The organism is Brevibacillus sp. AF8, assembly GCF_021270385.1.
GTDB lineage: Bacteria > Bacillota > Bacilli > Brevibacillales > Brevibacillaceae > Brevibacillus.
Window position 1 is genome coordinate 20,967 of record NZ_JAGQDN010000030.1, and the last position, 13,857, is coordinate 34,823.

The 13,857-nt window shown below is 49.7% G+C and carries 13 protein-coding genes; 3 read left to right on the forward strand and 10 right to left on the reverse strand.

Annotated elements, in window-relative coordinates:
* Positions 1-3: 3 nt before the first annotated feature.
* Both KB186_RS26275 and KB186_RS26280 read left to right on the forward strand, forming a co-directional pair.
* Positions 4-1,380 (forward strand): YheC/YheD family endospore coat-associated protein, encoded by a 1,377-nt coding sequence (locus KB186_RS26275; protein ID WP_173608883.1) that lies wholly within the window; start codon positions 4-6, stop codon positions 1,378-1,380.
* 41 nt (positions 1,381-1,421) lie between these two features.
* Positions 1,422-2,729: a YheC/YheD family endospore coat-associated protein gene (locus tag KB186_RS26280; RefSeq protein ID WP_173608884.1), complete on the forward strand. Its 1,308-nt coding sequence runs from the start codon at positions 1,422-1,424 to the stop codon at positions 2,727-2,729.
* Between the two features lie 22 nt (positions 2,730-2,751).
* Here KB186_RS26280 and KB186_RS26285 read toward each other — a convergent pair whose 3' ends face one another.
* Positions 2,752-2,994: a hypothetical protein gene (locus KB186_RS26285; RefSeq protein WP_173608885.1), complete on the reverse strand. Its 243-nt coding sequence runs from the start codon at positions 2,992-2,994 to the stop codon at positions 2,752-2,754.
* A gap of 70 nt (positions 2,995-3,064) precedes the next feature.
* Here KB186_RS26285 and KB186_RS26290 point away from each other — a divergent pair, with 70 nt between their 5' ends.
* A complete protein-coding gene (locus tag KB186_RS26290) occupies positions 3,065-3,838 on the forward strand; it encodes a hypothetical protein (protein WP_173608886.1) in 774 nt (257 codons plus the stop codon).
* A gap of 54 nt (positions 3,839-3,892) precedes the next feature.
* Here the strand turns inward: KB186_RS26290 and KB186_RS26295 are convergent, their stop codons facing one another.
* From KB186_RS26295 to KB186_RS26335, 9 genes are all read right to left on the reverse strand, one after another.
* A complete protein-coding gene (locus KB186_RS26295) occupies positions 3,893-4,399 on the reverse strand; it encodes a hypothetical protein (protein ID WP_173608887.1) in 507 nt (168 codons plus the stop codon).
* Positions 4,400-4,463: 64 nt separating this feature from the next.
* Entirely contained in the window at positions 4,464-6,143 is a 1,680-nt protein-coding gene (locus KB186_RS26300) for a hypothetical protein (protein ID WP_173608888.1), read from the reverse strand.
* Between the two features lie 3 nt (positions 6,144-6,146).
* Entirely contained in the window at positions 6,147-7,013 is an 867-nt protein-coding gene (locus KB186_RS26305; RefSeq protein WP_232774681.1) for a hypothetical protein, read from the reverse strand.
* A 47-nt stretch (positions 7,014-7,060) separates the two neighbouring features.
* A complete protein-coding gene (gene glmU, locus KB186_RS26310) occupies positions 7,061-8,083 on the reverse strand; it encodes a bifunctional UDP-N-acetylglucosamine diphosphorylase/glucosamine-1-phosphate N-acetyltransferase GlmU (RefSeq protein ID WP_221867551.1) in 1,023 nt (340 codons plus the stop codon).
* Positions 8,080-8,286, reverse strand: coding sequence for a hypothetical protein (locus KB186_RS26315; protein ID WP_173608891.1), 207 nt, complete (start codon positions 8,284-8,286; stop codon positions 8,080-8,082). The genes glmU and KB186_RS26315 overlap by 4 nt, the downstream gene beginning before the upstream one ends.
* Positions 8,287-8,343: 57 nt before the next feature.
* Positions 8,344-10,176, reverse strand: a complete 1,833-nt coding sequence (gene glmS / locus KB186_RS26320; protein ID WP_232774682.1) for a glutamine--fructose-6-phosphate transaminase (isomerizing) — start codon at positions 10,174-10,176, stop codon at positions 8,344-8,346.
* A gap of 44 nt (positions 10,177-10,220) precedes the next feature.
* Positions 10,221-11,582 carry a nucleotide sugar dehydrogenase gene (locus KB186_RS26325; RefSeq protein ID WP_173608893.1) on the reverse strand — a complete coding sequence of 454 codons (1,362 nt, stop codon included), beginning with the start codon at positions 11,580-11,582 and terminating at the stop codon, positions 10,221-10,223.
* A 30-nt stretch (positions 11,583-11,612) separates the two neighbouring features.
* On the reverse strand, positions 11,613-12,404 hold the full coding sequence (locus KB186_RS26330; protein ID WP_221867548.1) for a response regulator transcription factor: 792 nt from the start codon (positions 12,402-12,404) through the stop codon (positions 11,613-11,615).
* A complete protein-coding gene (locus KB186_RS26335) occupies positions 12,401-13,843 on the reverse strand; it encodes a glycosyltransferase family 2 protein (protein WP_173608895.1) in 1,443 nt (480 codons plus the stop codon). The genes KB186_RS26330 and KB186_RS26335 overlap by 4 nt, the downstream gene beginning before the upstream one ends.
* Positions 13,844-13,857: the final 14 nt, after the last annotated feature.

Here is a 13,857-nt window from a genome sequence, read left to right on the forward strand (position 1 = left end):
AGCATGGAAACGTTCAGAATGCGGCTTCGCTTCCTTTCCAACCCACGTATCAGTGGGATTATCCTGCCAGCTACTCTCTTCCAACAGCTACAGCTACGGCAACGCCAAAAAATTAAAGTCTTACTGGGTAAAAAGGAAGTAGTCGCAACTGTCTTACAAGATAAACGCAATCCGGATACGAACGTCATGAAAGTGACAACGCTCTTGCAAACGGAGCTGGGCATTCCTCATCCTGGCTTGATCCAGCTCAAACTAGAGGGCTCCGCACTCCGGATCGGTCCTTCCATCGGGATCGTTACGACTGGCATCAGACGAGATCCCAAGCAACCAATTGGCTCTCGCACCTCGTTTTTTTACAATTTGTTACAGGCACAAGAAGGGAAAGGCGTTTTCTACTATATATTTTCCCCAAACGATGTGGACTGGGAATCCAATACGGTCAAAGCGTGGTTTTTGCGTAGAAACAAGTCAGGTGGATACTTTTGGAAAAAGCATGTTACCGCTATGCCCGACGTCGTCTATGATCGCATTCCCTCTCGTTCGGCAGAAAAACATGAAGCCGTTCAGGAATTCAAGTATCGACTCGCCAGCTACCCCAATTTACCGATGTTCAATCAGGGCTTTTTTAACAAATGGGGCGTGCACCAACTGCTGTACCCGAATCCAGAAGTGAATGAGCATATCCCGGAGACTTACACCTCTCCGTCCCTTACAACAGTTCGAAACTTGCTTCGTAAATACCCTATCGTTTATTTGAAGCCCAAAAATGGAAGTCTCGGGTACGGAATTGTCAAAGTTGTTCGCCAGGCCGGCGGTGGCTTTACTGCCTCTTATCATACAGGCAGCGGCAATGTCAAAAGACAATTTTCCAAGCTGTCCAGCCTTTATCAGCATGTCTTCCGTAGTCGCCGGGTCAGTGCGTATCTGGCACAACAGGGCATTTCGCTCATGACCTTCCATGGACGACCGTTTGATTTCCGTGTTCACTTGCATAAAAATCAGCAAAATGAGTGGGTCGTCTCCTGCACGGCAGCCAAGGTTGCTGGTTCTGGCAGCGTAACTACCCACGTACGCACTGGTGGAACTGTCATCCCCGGCGATGACCTGTTACAACACCTGTTTGGCAAACAAAAAGCCCTCATGACCCAGCGAATTTCCGATGCCTCGATCCGACTCGCTACCGCGATTGAACTGGCAAAAGGAATCGATTTAGGCGAATTGGGGCTGGACATGGGGATTGATACGCAAGGTCATGTCTGGATGTTCGAAGCGAATTCCAAGCCTGGCCGTTCTATTTTCAAGCACGCCCGTCTCAGGCAGGCTGATCAAGAATCACGCAAGCTGCTCGTCGATTATAGCTGTTACTTGGCCAATTTCTAGTCACACGCGATCTGTACCGTTTTTCAGGAAGGAGGAACACCATGCTTCAGCAGCGCTCCGGGTGGCTGACGATCCTCCCTAGCGGTAGATGGTTCGTACAGTTACCTCGGCTAGTCCTTAAACGCTCGCCAAAGCCACTGGTCGCCAGTCTTGGTCCCTTTTCTCATACGAAACGGATATACGCTGGTTTACCCCGCGTGCAAGCAAGCCGCATTCGTACACGCATTAACTGGAAAATGGCGGACGACTCCCTGAAGCTTGGCCCATTATTTGGCATATTGACTGTTGGTGAAGGGGCAGCATTTTTAGGAAACCGAGAGAACTTCAAGGATATTTCCCAATCGGGAAAGCAATGGGGTGCACTCGTCTATGTGTTCACTCCACAAGGAATCAATTGGGAGAAGAAAAAGGTGCGCGGCTATTTGTACAACAATCGTCTAAACTCGTGGCAAGAGGTGATTCTGCCTTTCCCCCATGTGGTTTACAATCGAATTCCGACGAGAAAAGCAGAACGGCGACCTGAAGTCCGAAGAGCATTGAACCGCATACATGAGATGCCAAATGTCACATTGTTTAATCGCGGCTTTTTTGACAAGCAGCAGCTGTTTACGATGCTTGAGTCCCACCTGGAAGTGCAAGCCTTTCTACCGGAGACGAAACAGCTGGACACCTTGGCTCGCTTTCGAAGCTTTTGCACAGAACATCGCTTTGTCTACTTGAAACCTGTGCGCGGTAGAGCTGGTCAGGGAATTATGCGCATTGATTTCAAAAACGATAAGTGGTTCCTGCAACGGTTAAAGGAGCATAAGGCCATTACTCGACGCTTTTCCAACTTGAATGAAGTATGGAAGCATATTAGACTTCATGTCAAACAGCAAAAGTACATCATGCAGCAAGGTATCCGTCGTGCCCGTTACAACGGCAAACCTTTTGATGTGCGCGTCCTCGTACAGAAAGATGGCGAGGGCGAGTGGAGTGTAACCGGGGTTGGCATCAGAAGGTCCGGCTCGCAAAGCATCACCACTCATGTGCCACGCGGCGGCTCAATCCACTCGTTATCAACCGTTATGCAAGCCTTGTTTCATAATCATCACGAGCAAATGGAAAGACACATTCACGATACAGCGCTCGCTATCGCACGATCATTAAATGAAGAATGGACGGATTTGGCTGAGATGTCGATGGACCTTGGCTTGACAGAAGAAGGAAAGCTATGGCTCTTTGAAGCAAATGCAAAGCCGGAGAAATTCGATGAACCATCGATTCGACGATTATCGCTATCAAATTTGATCCACTACGCACAACATGTCTCCCACTTGCCAGGCAAGCGAGGGAGTGCCGCAGGATAAAGGAGTCGAGCAGCACTTTGATTCACAGACGACCTTCGTGCGATTTGCCCGTCAGGAAGGGGAACGGCGCATCACCCAACGAACGACTGGCTGACGCGATTGACCCCCAAGCTGTTGACTTATAATGGGTCAATCCTTCCTGGTTGTAGATAAACGCTACCGCAAAAGGTGAATCGGCATGCTGGCTGTACGTGCGGGTAGCACTGAACAATGAGGCAAGTCTCACGTTTTGCTTTAAAGGAACATGCCGTTTTGACTCCGGCATGTTTTTTTCGTTATCGGATGCATGACAAAATCGAGCTTGGAAAAAATAATCCATGGAGGTGGTCTTAACCATGACCTACACAAATAACAATATGATGCAATCCCAGCAACAACCGCAATTTTTTGGAGCAGTAGGCCCTGCAGGTTCGATGTTCCAACCAGGCTTCGCCGGAACCAACGTACAAGAAGTACAATATTGGAACCAAGGCGGCCATGCACAATCGCTCGGAACGCCTTCATCTGCTGCATCCTTCAGTGGCGGAGTCGGTGGTGCCCAATCCATCTTTTCCCCAGGCTTTGCGAATACCAATGTACAAGAAGTAAGACAACAAAATGCTAGCTATCCAGTACAACAGCAACAATTTGGTTTTGGTCAAAATCAGGCATCCCAGTACATCCCAGCGCAGCCATCGTATCAACCAGCTTTTGGTGGAGCGAACGCGGTCTTTTCTCCTGGCTTTGCTGGAACTAATGTTCAAGAGGTTCAGGCGCGAAATCAAGCTGGCTATAACAGCTTCGCGGGTCAAACTGGCTTCGCAGGTCAAACTGGCTTCGCTGGACAACCTGGATTTGTGAACCAAGCCGGAAACGCTGGCAGCATCTTTTCCCCGGGCTTTGCCGGAACCAATGTTCAAGAAGTACGCCAATTGAACAACACCGGATTCGGTCTGCAAGCACAGCAGCCTCAACCGCAACAGCAGGCTTTTGCTAATACAATCGGCATGGGCGCACAATCTGTCTTCACTCCAGGTTTTGCTGGCACGAATGTACAAGAGGTGCGCCAATTGAACGCTCCAGGTCAGGTTGCTCCACATACAGGATCAATCTTCCCTGGCACTTTCTAAATGAGAAAAGCGTGACCATCCATCGCGACGGTCACGCTTTTTATTATCGGTGGTTCAGCAATCTACATTTTCCCAAATCGCCTGATACACGGCGTGCAAATCTCGCAGACTCTCTTCATCCACTGTAAAAATGATACTGCCAAACACGTAAGCATCCTTCTGCACGCAGGACCATCCATCTCCGATTGGTTGAAACTGCGCCTCCACACAAGCCTCCGTTTGATCCAGCAGTTGCCGTACCGCTACATGCTTTTCCAACGATGGTCGGTATCTTTCCATCACTTGCGCAAGGCGTTCATCCTGACGCGCCAGCCGATACAGGGCAAGCTCAATCTGGAGCCAGCAGGTCACATAAAAATGGAACTCCAAAAATAACGTGTGTACGGCTGCACGGATTTTGTCGTGGTCACCAGTTTCCAAGGCCGCCCGTGCTTCCTGCTTTTTCTCCTGAATCAAGTCAAAATGACTGACAGCTCCGCGGTAAAATTTGCGCACCACGTTGTACAACATCTCTGGTGTACGCTGCGGGAGATTGCGATGTCGTTTTTGCACATCTCGCATGACTTGTTCTCCTCTTTCCGACACTCGTTTTCTTCTATTGTACAACAATGGTGCACGATGCAGGCTACTCTTTCCCGTTTTTCCAGTAGTCATAGGCATGAATCGCGAGCCCCCAATAAGAGGAGTATCGATCCAGCGCTTTTGTCACCAGATCCAGCTGCCGATCCATTTCGCCCATGCCTTCATCGTGAAAGGTGATTCCTTTCCCTTCGTGGCTCTCTTTTGTCTCCACGGCGACGACCAGCTTTTTCTGGAGACTCTCTGCGTACTTCATCTGATTTTCAACCAAGCCAATGATCCCAGGAGCGCGATCGCGAAAGGCCATCAAGGTCGTATGATCAAGCTGCTCGATCATCCAATGCGAAAAGGGCAATTCAGGCTGACCCGGAGTAGGTGTCTTGTCCAGCCACGCGGCGAGATCGACGCTTGCTTCCAGGGAAGTTTCTTTCTTGGTCTCCTCGACAAAAGCTTCGATGTTGCCCATCCATTGACGTAAAACTTCCTCTTTATCCTCGCGCCAGACAGGAAGGACATACGGCTCAATGTCTAAGTGAATGCCGTGAAACTGCTCGTCTGTCGAGACAGCCTCATTGTAGGCTTTCACCCAATTAACGAGCTTCATGATCTTGCTCCGACTTTCAGACAGAGCCCAAATCGGATGGCCGCCCATCGCATGAACCTCGATCCCCGCTTCACGAGCCTCTCTGACGAAATCGCGATAATAGGAAGTCGGTTGCTCTAAATCCAGACGAACATAGAGGAGATTCACCCCGTTTTGTTCCGCAAAGGAGAGAATTTCCTCCTTTTCCGTGCCTATCAATTCTGCACGCCATATGTAGGTGCCTTTATAACGCTGCTTCGTTATCGGGGGCAGTGGAGCCGCCTCCTTCCAATAGCGATAATCGTGGATCGCGACTCCAGAGAAGGACGGATGGTGTGCCAAATGTGCAGGCAATTGCTCTAATTGCTGTTTCATAAGAGCCGGGCCTTCCTCTGCAAAAGAAGCGTGGTCTTCATCCAGTGGCTTAATATTCACAGCAACCAAGACACGCTTCTCTAATTCATCCGCTTCCTTCATTTCCTGATCAATTAAATTCAGGATGCCGTTTTGACCGGAAAGGGTGTCCCGATACGCCATGATACATACCGTATCAAACTGGCTGATCATCCATTTGGACAGAGACATCTCTTTTTGCCCTGGAACAGGAATATCGTCCAGCCAAAATGGAATGGCTGCGCTGGCAACCAAATCCTCATCTTTTGACACCTCGGCTGTGAACGCCTGTACATTGGCTTGCCATTCACCGATAATCCGCTTCTGATCGGTATCCCAAAACGGCAGGAGATACGGCTCGATGTCTAACTGAATCCCGCGAATACGCTCATCCTTCTGTGCTTCACGGTTGTAGCTTTTTACCCAGTGGACGATGTTCATCATCCGCTTTTCATTGCTTTTGAGCGCCCACGCCGGATGACCGGCTACCGCATGAACCTCGATCCCCATCTCTGTTGCTTCGCGGATAAAATCGCGGTAGTATTCATAGGGCTTGTTCATCTCGATTCGCAAGTAGACGAGATGAATATCGTTACTTTTGCAGAAATCGAGAATCTCTTGTTTCTCTCTCCCGATCATTTCGGATTGCCAGATCCATGTTGCTTTACTCTTCTTCTCCGCGGGGGAAAAGCCGAACAGAAAGCCGACCGTCAGGCAGAGTACACTCAAATAGATGCGCGCAGCTTTCATTCGTCAAAGTTGCTCCTCTCGTTGACTTGCGTGCTTCCAGCTCTCGTAATCATGGATCGCACTTCCTGCAAACGCCGGATTGTTTGACAGCTCCTCCTGTAAAATGGCCAACTGATTGTTCATCTCTTTTGTGCCTTCTTCAAAAAAGCTCACATGCGCGCCTTCCATCGTTTCCATGATGTTGACGCCTACGATGACCGACCCTTTTTTGCGTACATTGGCATCATCGACGATTTTTTCTACGATTTCGACGATCCCATTTTGCCCAAGAGCCTGATTGCGGTAGGCCATTAACGTAATACTGTCGAGACGCTGCACCATCCAGTTGCTCACTTTCTCATCACTGTCAGGAACGTTTACGGAGTCGATCCAAAAAGGCAAGTCGGCACCGACAGCGAGATCAGTATCCTTCTTTGTCTCCGCTACCAGATAGCTGACATTTTTCAGCCATTGCTGGACGATTTCCGCTTGGTCTTCCTTCCATGCAGGCAACAAATACGGCTCGATATCGACGTGAATCCCCGCGAATCGTTCATCTGGCTTGGCACTGCGATTGAACGCCTTCACCCAGGAGATGAGATCGTTGATGCTCTGACGATTCGCTGTTAACGCCCAATTTGGGTCACCGCCAAGCGCCTCTACCTTGATGCCTGCCTGATTGGCTTTTTCAATGAAGGTACGATACGTCTTAGGCGCAACTGTTGCTGGTTCGACGTGAAGATAGATCAGGTTGATGTCGTTTTTCTCGGCAAACTCGATCATTTCATCGGTTTGGGTCTCCATTTGCTTGGCATCCCATATCCAGGTTGCTTTTGTCAGCGGAGAGCGGGTGTTTGCCAACGACAGCATGATGATCGAAGCCACTGTCACAAGGAGCAGTGCTATCCAAAGCCAGCTATATCGACGAAGTACCTGCATCAGCGCTGGTCGGTACCGTACTGTTGTGTCGTCGCTCCCACTCCAGCAAAAGCCCGCTCACCAAACGTACTGCCATCAACCGCTGAAAAGGGCTGAATTCTCGTGTAATCCTCGATACTCTTGTTTTTGACCAGCGCGTACGGCCCGATTTGGCAGCCTTCACCAATCTGTGTGTCGCCAAGTAGGCAGGTTCCCGGATAGAGCACCGTATCGCGGCCGATCATTACGTCCGAATCGATGTATGTCGAGCTCGGGTCTATCATCGTAACTCCGTTTCGCATATGGAAATCGTTGATTCGCTTGCGCATCAGTTGTTCCAAATCTGCGAGCTGCACACGATCATTGACGCCATTGCCTTCTTCTGGATCATCCGTTGCAAACGCCGCTACCAAATGACCTTGCTCTTGCAAAAGCCCCAGAACGTCTGGCAAGTAAAACTCCCCTTGCGCGTTTTCATTTGAGACCTTCGGCAGCATCGAAAACAGCTTTTGATTGTCAAAGCAAAAGATTCCGGTGCTAATCTCGTTTACCTTTTTTTGGCCCAAGGTCGCGTCTTTTTCCTCGATAATTTTACGGACATCGCCGTTCTCGTCGCGAATGATCCTGCCATAGCCTGTAGGCTCGTCCACAATGGAGGTCAAAACCGTGGCTGCTGCTTGTTTGAGCTGGTGATACTCGAGCAAACTTCGCAGCGTCTGTTCTTGTACGAGAGGTGTATCGCCATTCATGACAATCGTAACACCATCCTGCGCCCCGAGAATTTCGTGGCTCATCCAAACAGCATGAGCTGTTCCCAGTTGTTCCGGTTGATACGCATACTGAACGCGGTTTTTCAGCTGCTCTTTGACTACTTCGGCTCCGTGACCGACAACGACGACCAAGTGGCGAAGCGACAAGGCCTCCAATGTCTCTACGACATGCTCAATCATCGGCTTCCCGCAGATTGGATGCATGACCTTGTAGAGCGAAGACTTCATTCTGGTTCCTTTTCCTGCTGCGAGTACTACTGCATGTATGTTCATCCTATCGCCTCCGTCTTGGTCAGCTCCCCATTTGCAAGCTGACCCTGTTGGATTTGCTGATCGAAGTATGGTTTCAATTCATAGGTCAGTGTGTCAATCATCATGCTCAAATTAATGTCTTTCCTCTGCACGCCCAGCTGATAGGCCTGAAGCATAATCTCCAGTAATTTCTCCTGATTCAACGTCCGCTTCGAGGTGTTCATTCATCTTTCCCCCTTTTTCCTATTACTCTCTAGCCTTAATACGACTGACGTTCGTGTTTACTCAACTGTTACACTTTTGGCCAAATTCCGTGGACGATCTACGTCATTGCCGAGCGCAACCGAAGTGTAATAGGAAATGAGCTGGAGGGGGATAACGCCTAACACCGGTGTAAACAAGGCATCTGTCTGCGGAATCAGGCATACATCATCAACCGAGCGATGCAGCTCTACATGTCCATCCAAGGTAATACCGAGAACCTTTGCTCCACGGGCTTTCACTTCTGTAATATTGCTGATCATTTTCTCATGCAGCTCATCCTGTGTAGCCAAGGCAATGACTCTCGTTCCCTCTTCGATCAGCGCCAGCGTGCCATGCTTCAGCTCCCCTGCCGCATACGCCTCCGAGTGAATATACGAGATTTCCTTCAGTTTGAGTGAGCCTTCCATCGATACTGCATGATCGAGTCCTCGTCCGATGAAAAACAGATGCTGCTCGTCCTTGATCGACTCAGCGAAATGACGAATCTCATCTGCATGCGCGAGAATATGCTCGACTTGATCCGGGAGAGCCGTCAGTTGGTCAAGCAGTGAGGCACGGGTGCCAATATCCAGTGTTCCCTTCGCTTGCGCCAGATAGATGCCAAGCAAGTAAAACGCAACCAGCTGCGAGGTATATGCCTTCGTCGAAGCAACCGCGATTTCCGGACCAGCATTTGTCGTAATTACGTCATCAGCATCACGGGCAATCGAGCTTCCGACTACATTCGTAATAGCGAGCACTGCCGAGCCGTTTCGCTTGGCTTCACGCATGGCTGCCAGTGTATCTGCTGTCTCCCCTGATTGGCTGACGGCAATCGTGAGCGTATTGGACTGAAAAAGTGGGCGACGGTAACGAAACTCCGACGCTACGTCTACTTCTACCGGAATCTGTGCCAGTCGCTCGATCACATGCTTGCCGATCAAGCCCGCATGATAAGCGGTACCGCATGCGACAATGTAGATTTTCTCCACACGCTTGGCATCCGCTTCCGATAATTGAAGAGTAGGAAAAATAACCTTTTGCTGGGTAGCATCGATTCGACCCGTCATTGTGTTGCGCAGGGCACGCGGCTGCTCGTAAATTTCCTTTTGCATATAGTGAGCAAAGCCGTCTTTTTCCGCTTGTTCCTTGTCCCACTCAATCCGCACCAGCTCTCGCTCGATTGGCTCCGTCGTATCCAGACGCATGACGTGAACAGAATCTTTGGTCAAAATCGCCAGGTCTCCGTCTTCCAGAACGTACACATCACGCGTGTGCTCCAGGATCGCCGGGATATCAGAACCGATGAAATTCTCATTCTCTCCTACCCCGATAATCAACGGGCTCGCCATGCGTACTGCAATCAGCTTGTCAGGCTCATGCTCCGTCATCACACCAAGGGCAAATGCTCCGCGAATTTTGCCAGCGACCTTCTGCACTGCCGCAACCAGGCTATTGTCGTATTCCTGCGCCAAAAGGTGTACGATGACCTCTGTATCTGTCTCCGAGGTAAACGTCACGCCTTTTTCGATCAACTCCTGCTTGAGATCCAGATAGTTTTCGATAATGCCGTTATGCACGATCGAGAACTTGCCGGATTGATCAAAATGAGGATGAGAGTTTTCATCAGAAGGTCGCCCGTGTGTCGCCCAGCGCGTATGACCAATGCCGATGGAGCCTTGCAAGCCGGACTTTTGGGTTTGGCTCTCCAGTACATCAATTCTGCCTTTTGCCTTGCGAATGCCGATGGTTGCTCCATCACAAATCGCAATGCCTGCTGAATCGTAGCCTCTGTATTCCAGCTTTCGCAGCCCATTGATTAGGATCGGCTGCGCTTCCCTGTTCCCGATATATCCCATAATTCCGCACATGTCTTCGGTTCCTCCCTTGTTGCGTATAATGCTCGGATTTTGTATTATGCGAGCAAGCTGACGACTTCTTTCTCCTGCCTGATTGCGACGGAGGTTCCGATGCGATACACATTCGGATTCGTGATGCCCTCAAATGCATTTCGTGTGTCGATAATGGCCACTCCCAAATCCGCCAGCTCCTGATAGGCAAAGCATTGGTGATTCGTAATGAGCACCATGCAATCGTATGTCTTGAACGCCTCGTAGTCATTGGCGATGGAATGGACGATCTCGCCTTTTTTATTCACAAAGCTCTGCGCATACGGGTCGTAATAGTCAACCGTTGCTCCACTATTAGTGAATAGCTCGTAAATCTCCAGACCCGGTGATTCACGCAGATCATCTACTTCCGGCTTGTAGGCCATGCCGAGAATCAAGATGCGCGAGCTGTTGATCGCTTTGGCGTAAATATTGAGCACCTGTGCTGTCTTGTTTCGGACATAGTCCGGCATGTTGTCGTTAATCGATTGGGCAATCTCAATAAATTGGCTGTGAAAACGAAAGCCCTTGGCCTTCCACGACAAATACATCGGATCGAGCGGTATGCAATGCCCACCGATTCCGGGTCCCGGGTAAAACGGCATGAACCCGAAAGGCTTGGTCGATGCGGCCTTGATTACTTCCCAAACATTGATGCCCATTCTGTCGCACATCATTGCCATCTCATTCATGAAAGCAATATTGACGCTGCGGAAGGTGTTTTCCAAAAGCTTGGACATCTCCGCCACTTTTGGCGAGGAGACCGGTACGACGGTTTTGACCAGACTGCCATACAAGAGTGTGCCTAGCTCCATGCAGCGTTCTGTCGTCCCGCCGATCACCTTTGGCGTATTGTACGTACTGTATTTGCGATTGCCCGGATCGACCCTCTCCGGCGAGTAGCAGAGGAAAAAGTCGACGCCAGCCCGATAGCCCAGCTTTTCAAATTCGCGCTGGATCAGCTCCTCCGTTGTTCCCGGATAGGTTGTGCTCTCCAGCGTAATGAGCATTCCTCTTTTCATGAATCGCTTGATTTGCTCGACAACGTTTGTAATGTAAGAGGTGTCCGGGTCCTGATTGGGACTGAGTGGAGTCGGAACGCAAATGCTGATCGCATCCAGCTCCTCGATTACGCTATAATCAGTCGTCGGAAAAAAGCGATTGGTCGCGAGGCATTCCTGCAAGGTCTCATTAGAAACATCCTGGACGTAAGATTCTCCTCTTTTCAGGCTCTCAATTTTTCCGCCATGCAGATCGATTCCGATTACGGTATAACCACTCTTGATCGTCTCTACCGCCAGCGGCAGCCCTACATACCCAAGCCCAATGACACCCACTCTCGCTGTCTTTCGTTGAATCTTCTGTTGCAGTTCCTCGTATCTCGCCATCCTCGTCTCTCTCCCTTTCTCTTTCTAAAATTATGAAATTAGCCTTTTCACCCTGGCTTCCAGTTCTACCGGGGAGAATGGTTTGGTAATGTAGTCAGATGCTCCCATCGCAAATGATTTTTGCACATCTTCTTCCAGACGTTTGTCTGTGAGCACCATAATCTTGCTCATAGAAGCGCTGATATCCTTGATTTTTTCCATGAGCTGGTATCCATTGAGGATAGGGAGATTCAGGTCGGTAATCACGAGATCAGGGGCGACCTCCTGATATTTTTCCATGCCATCCATCCCGTCATTGGCTACCGTAACGAGATACCCTTTGCGCTGAAAGTAGATGCTCAAAAACTCGTTGACAGTCTCATCATGGTTAACCAGCAAAATACTTGCCGGCCCCTCTTTTTGAGCGGGATTCTGCTCGTAAATCTTGATTTCCCCATGAGCACCTGGCTCTCTCATCTCTTGGATCATCCGCATCAGCATTTGACCGGACGAGCGAGAGCTTTCGGGAAAACTTGCAATCAAAAGGCTGCCTGCTAGCAGTTTGTGCTCTTGCAAATAGTCTTTGACACGCAAAGCATAGAAATGGGTGTTCGAAAGCTTCTGTCCTTCCAGCAGTATTCCGAAGAGCTGCTTGTTTTTGTCATACGCGTAGTGCAAAGCAATCTCGGAGCCGTCTCCTGAACTGGTGCCCAGGTCTTGCTTGATCAGCTCCATTGACTCTTTCGTGAGGGTTTTGCAAGCCGCCAGAATAACCCCACACGCCAAATGTTTCTCTTCCATCTTGTTCAGATGCTCGTAAAAAACAGGTACGAGATTACTCATGATCTAGCCTCCAAACTTGAAATGTTTTCGCTGCTCTTCGTCTGCCAGCTCGTCCGCGTCATCGTTCCCCAGGAGTTGTTGTTGCGCAAATATTCAATATGACCGAGGAATCTCCAGATGACGCCGATTTGCCGATAGCCGAAGAACATCAGAATCGTATAGAAAAGCATTTTGACGATGTCCCGAAAACGCGGATACCGTCGAAACGCGATTTCCTCCAGCAATAAGGAGCCAATGCCAAGCAGCATGCCATACAGCACATTGAGCAAGCCGTAGAGTAAGAGGACGTAGCCGTTGGTCATATCCAGCAAGGTATAACCGATGAGGGCCAATAGACCCGTGATACGGAAGTACGGATTCAGGGTTTCAAACAAGATATTGAACGGTAGCGTGAGCATCCCGAACAGCTTGTACTTCGGGCGAAACGCCATGTATCTGCCGTACTCAATCATGTTTTTCAGATTGCCTCGACCCCATCTGCGGCGTTGACTGCCCAAGATTTTGAGCGTATCCGGCGCTTGCGTCCAGCAGACCGCATCGGGGCAAAATGCCACTCGGTACGGCAGCTTGTTTTCAAGCATGTACTTGTGCAGCTTGATGATGATGTTCATGTCTTCACCCGGATACCCCTCGCGATAGCCGCCTACCTTGATGATGTAATCCTTGCGAAAAACACCGAACGCACCTGAGACGATAATCAATCCGTTGATTGCGCTCCAGCCGATTCGTCCCCCGAGAAACGCCTTGAGGTATTCGACGGATTGCATCATCGGCAAAAACTTGTCTGGCAAACGAATGTCTTTCACGACACCGTCTTCGATCTTGCAGCCGTTGGCAATACGAATATCTCCGCCGATAGCTACGGTTTCATCCGGGTTTTCCATATACACCTTCGCAATGCGAATCAGCGCGTCTTTTTCCAGCAAGGAATCTGCATCGATAGAAGCGATCAACGGATAGTGGGAGAGATTGATCCCCGCATTGAGCGAGTCAGCTTTTCCTCCGTTCTCTTTGTCAATCAAGTACAGATTCGGAAAAGCCGGATTGTGGTAGACTCCCCTGATCTTCGACGTATGCAGAAGCGGCTGCACCGGCATGTGCTCGGAATAAACCAGTGAAAACTCGTCAATCAAGACCTGCAAGGTAGCATCCTTCGATCCATCGTTGACCACAAGCACCTCGTAGCGCGGATAGTTCAAGGACAAGAGCGACCTTACGTTTTCAATAATCGTCAGCTCTTCGTTGTATGCCGGCACGAGAATCGAAATCGGTGGAACGTGCTCAGAACCTGAAAGTGTCTGGAATCTCGAATAGATGGAGCTTTTTAAGATTCCCATGATGCTCTTGAACGAGAACAGCATGATGATGAAGTACAAAGAGTTGATCGCGATGACGTAATAGACCGCAAATACTCCGTAGTAAAGTAGAAATTCTCTCATGGCAGCCTCCTTTC

Excerpts from the sequence above, each read along its gene's own strand:
- KB186_RS26300 (WP_173608888.1), bottom strand. The coding sequence starts at position 6,143 with ATGAAAGCTGCGCGCATCTATTTGAGTGTACTCTGCCTGACGGTCGGC.
- glmS (WP_232774682.1), bottom strand. The coding sequence starts at position 10,176 with ATGTGCGGAATTATGGGATATATCGGGAACAGGGAAGCGCAGCCGATC.
- KB186_RS26315 (WP_173608891.1), bottom strand. The coding sequence starts at position 8,286 with ATGAACACCTCGAAGCGGACGTTGAATCAGGAGAAATTACTGGAGATT.
- KB186_RS26295 (WP_173608887.1), bottom strand. The coding sequence starts at position 4,399 with ATGCGAGATGTGCAAAAACGACATCGCAATCTCCCGCAGCGTACACCA.
- KB186_RS26275 (WP_173608883.1), top strand. The coding sequence starts at position 4 with ATGGAAACGTTCAGAATGCGGCTTCGCTTCCTTTCCAACCCACGTATC.
- KB186_RS26335 (WP_173608895.1), bottom strand. The coding sequence starts at position 13,843 with ATGAGAGAATTTCTACTTTACTACGGAGTATTTGCGGTCTATTACGTC.
- KB186_RS26290 (WP_173608886.1), top strand. The coding sequence starts at position 3,065 with ATGACCTACACAAATAACAATATGATGCAATCCCAGCAACAACCGCAA.
- KB186_RS26280 (WP_173608884.1), top strand. The coding sequence starts at position 1,422 with ATGCTTCAGCAGCGCTCCGGGTGGCTGACGATCCTCCCTAGCGGTAGA.
- KB186_RS26325 (WP_173608893.1), bottom strand. The coding sequence starts at position 11,582 with ATGGCGAGATACGAGGAACTGCAACAGAAGATTCAACGAAAGACAGCG.
- glmU (WP_221867551.1), bottom strand. The coding sequence starts at position 8,083 with ATGAACATACATGCAGTAGTACTCGCAGCAGGAAAAGGAACCAGAATG.
- KB186_RS26330 (WP_221867548.1), bottom strand. The coding sequence starts at position 12,404 with ATGAGTAATCTCGTACCTGTTTTTTACGAGCATCTGAACAAGATGGAA.
- KB186_RS26285 (WP_173608885.1), bottom strand. The coding sequence starts at position 2,994 with ATGCCGGAGTCAAAACGGCATGTTCCTTTAAAGCAAAACGTGAGACTT.